Consider the following 1,861-nt stretch of genomic DNA (forward strand, 5'->3'; position numbering starts at 1 on the left):
CGGTGGCAGGCATGGGCAGGGCCTTTCCTTGAGCATGAGGTATAGGGCCAGCGCCGCCACCGGTGACGGCCCGCGGCGGTCACTGTGACCACGATCCCGCCCGGCTCAACCGCTCGCCCGCTGGCTGTGCCACGGGCGGACGTCGCTCAGGCGGCCAGATGGCAGACCGCCTCCAGGTGGTAGCCGTCCGGGTCGATCACATAGGCGGCATAATAGTTCGGGTGGTAGTGAGCGCGGATGTTTGGTGGCCCGTTGTCCGTCCCGCCATGGGCGAGCGCTGCCCGGTACCAGGCATCCACCGACGGCCGGTCCTTGGCGCCGAAGGCAACGTGCATGCCGTCGATCGGCACGGGCGGAGGGTCGGCCGGATTGGTCGAGGCGCCGATCCAGAAGCCGGGCTCCGGGCTGTCGCCGCCATAGCCCACGCCCTTGAAGTCGGGCGCGTTGTCGATAGTCATCACGATCTGATAGCCGAGTGCCGGCAGGCAGGCATCGTACATCCGGCGGGACCTGGCGAGATCCGCCACCCGGATGGAAAGATGGTCGAGCATCGTTCGCCCTTCCCTGGCGATTGAGCGACTGACGTTCCTGGCTGGATCGGGTACCACGGCGGGGGCCTGCCTGTGGAGAGCGAGCATTGCGTGACGACCCCCCGCACCGGGTCTTGCCGTTGTACCAGGCGGATGCAATCGCCCGCCGCGTTGACGAGCTGGCCCAGGCCATCGCCGTCGAGGTGCCCAAGGACGTGACGGTGGTGGGGCTCCTGAAAGGGGCGTTCGTGTTCATGGCCGATCTCGCCCGGGCGCTGGACCGGCACGGGCTGCGCCCAGAGATCGAGTTCCTCCAGGTCAGCTCGTATGGGCTCGGCACCAGCAGCTCCGGCTCCGTCAAGGTGATCGGTGCCATGCCCGACAGCGTCGGCGGCCGCGACGTGCTGCTGGTGGACGACATCCAGGATACGGCGCGTACGCTGGCCTGGACCCGCGACCTGCTGGTCGCCCATGGCGCCAACTCGGTGCGGACCTGCGCGCTGCTGGACAAGCCGTCGCGCCGCCAGGTGCCGTTCGAGGCCGACCATATCGGCTTCACCATCGAGGACTGGTTCGTGGTCGGCTACGGGATCGACTGGGCCGAGCGCTACCGCCACCTGCCCTGGATCGGGCGGGTCAGCTTCGACGACGCGGCCTGAGCGCGTCGCCCTCCCGCTCCCGGTCGATCCGCCAGCGATAGAGCACCGCTGCCACCGAGGTCGCGAGGTTCAGGCTGGACACGCCCGGGCGCATCGGCAGGCAGAAGGTCCGCTCCGCGCGCCGCCGCCAGCGCTCGTCCAGCCCGCGCCGCTCCGAGCCGAAAAGGAGGATCGCGTCGTCCGGCACCGAGCCCGGCCGCAGCGGTGCCCCGTCGGGGTCGAGCGCCACCAGCGGCCGCCCGGTCTGGTGCGGCAGGTCGTCGATGCGCATGACCGGCAGGGCGAAATGCAGCCCGGCTGAGCCGCGCAGGCAGGAGCGGTGCCAGGGATCGTGTGGTCCGGTGGTGAGCACCGCCGCCGCATCCGCCGCCGCCGCGGCCCTGACCACCGCGCCGACATTGCCGTGATGGGTCGGCCGGTCGAGCAGCACGATCGGGCTGCCGCTGACGGCCAGTACGTCGGCCAGCGCATGGCCGCGCGGCTCGGCCAGTGCTACCACGCCGGTCGGCACGGCACCTCCGGCCAAGGCGGCGAAGCGCGCGGTCGGCACCTGCACCAGCAGGCCATCCAGTTGCGGGAGGAGGTCCGGGCAGAGCTGGGCCGCCAGTTCCTGGACCTTGGTCCGGTCAGGGGTGAGGGCCTCGCGCACCCGGCCGCCGAAGCGCAGCGCGT

Annotated in this window: 3 protein-coding genes; 1 reads left to right on the forward strand and 2 read right to left on the reverse strand. The window is 71.1% G+C overall.

The genetic code is table 11. From position 1 onward, the window contains the following. Window positions 1-146 precede the first annotated feature (146 nt). Window positions 147-551 carry a VOC family protein gene (locus EQG76_RS09200; protein WP_159712682.1) on the reverse strand — a complete coding sequence of 135 codons (405 nt, stop codon included), beginning with the start codon at window positions 549-551 and terminating at the stop codon, window positions 147-149. An 86-nt stretch (window positions 552-637) separates the two neighbouring features. On the opposite strand from EQG76_RS09200, the gene hpt reads away from it, so the two are divergent. After that, entirely contained in the window at window positions 638-1,189 is a 552-nt protein-coding gene (hpt, locus tag EQG76_RS09205; protein WP_200840675.1) for a hypoxanthine phosphoribosyltransferase, read from the forward strand. On the opposite strand, the gene EQG76_RS09210 is transcribed toward hpt, so the two are convergent. Continuing rightward, window positions 1,167-1,861, reverse strand: a 695-nt coding sequence (locus EQG76_RS09210; protein WP_159712684.1) for a TrmH family RNA methyltransferase, incomplete at its 5' end; no start/stop codon positions are given. The two genes, hpt and EQG76_RS09210, sit on opposite strands and share 23 nt — an antisense overlap.

It is taken from the genome of Geminicoccus flavidas (genome assembly GCF_009806515.1).
GTDB lineage: Bacteria > Pseudomonadota > Alphaproteobacteria > Geminicoccales > Geminicoccaceae > Geminicoccus > Geminicoccus flavidus.